This window comes from Mesorhizobium sp. BH1-1-5, from assembly GCF_020165615.1.
Taxonomy (GTDB): Bacteria; Pseudomonadota; Alphaproteobacteria; order Rhizobiales; family Rhizobiaceae; genus Mesorhizobium.
Map to the genome: position 1 here is coordinate 1 of NZ_JAIUIM010000062.1, position 1,161 is coordinate 1,161.

The 1,161-nt window shown below is 64.6% G+C and carries 1 protein-coding gene; it reads right to left on the minus strand.

The window, feature by feature from the left end:
• Positions 1-23: 23 nt before the first annotated feature.
• On the minus strand, positions 24-962 hold the full coding sequence (locus tag LB572_RS34305; protein WP_224670916.1) for an IS110 family transposase: 939 nt from the start codon (positions 960-962) through the stop codon (positions 24-26).
• Between the last annotated feature and the right edge of the window lie 199 nt (positions 963-1,161).

The window sequence follows — 1,161 nt, forward strand, 5'->3', positions numbered from 1 at the left end:
CGGATGAGCGACTATCTGAGGTGTCAAGTTGCATTTGCGAACTCGATGCGCGCGTCGCGTGCTTTTGCATTGAGAATGACGAGCAGCTTGCGTGCGAGCGCGATGCGGATGACCATTTTCTCCTTGCCGGCGGTCTGCAACCGCTGATGGAAGGCGGCCAGATGCGGATCGTATTTGGCAACGATGCGGGCAATGAGGAAGAGGAGCGAGCGGGGTCCGGCACGTCCGCCCCGCACCGGCCGGCGACCGCTGCGCTTGCCGCTGTCGTTGGCGATTGGCGCCAGGCCTGCCAGCTTGACGATGGCCTTGTTGGACAGAATGCCTATCTCGGGCAACTCGGCCATCAGGCGCGCGACGCTGCGGGAGGCGACCCCCTTGAGCGAGCGGAAGGCCCGGTCAAGGCATGCCCACAGCGGATCGTCATCGATCAGCGAGGCGATCTCGCCCTCGAGCCTGCGGCTCTGGCGCACGAGCAGCGCGATGACCTCATCGAGGCTGGCGACGGTCTCGGCGTCGGCGGCAGCGCTCTTGCGCTGCTTCTGGACGGTGAGATCGCCGGTGACCTGACCGAGCCGCGCCACCAAGGCCTTGAGCCGCTGCTGGGCCGCGCTCGGCGGCGGCGACGGTTGTGCCCGCTTGGCCTGTGCGTAGCGGGCGATCATGGCGGCATCGATCCTGTCGGTCTTTTCCAAGCAGCCCATCGCCTCGGCAAAGCGGCGTACGCTGCGCGCATTGACGAGAGCGCAAGGCAGGCTCAACTCCCACAGCAGCAGGAATGCCAGACGCTCGCAGCCGCCGCTGGCCTCCATGACGACCAGTTCGACGCCATGACCCTGACACCAGCTGGCCAGGTCGGCTATGCCTGCCGCATCGTTGCGGAAGCGGCCGGCCGCCCCGCTCGGCTCGACATGGGCGTCGAGCCATTCTTTCGAAACATCCACTCCACATATGATCTTGTTCACGGTAACCTGCCTTGTGCGTGCGATTGGAGCCAAGCGACTATTCGGTCGTACGTGACGAAGGCGAAGATCCCAGGCTCATCCACGGTTGTAACCGGAGGGGTGTCGGGCGACTTCGCCAAGCCTCGAATCGGATGGCCATCCGGTTCGAGGCTCAGTCGCTCTTCTCGCACAAAGTCTCCTCCGTGCAGATACAAGGGGT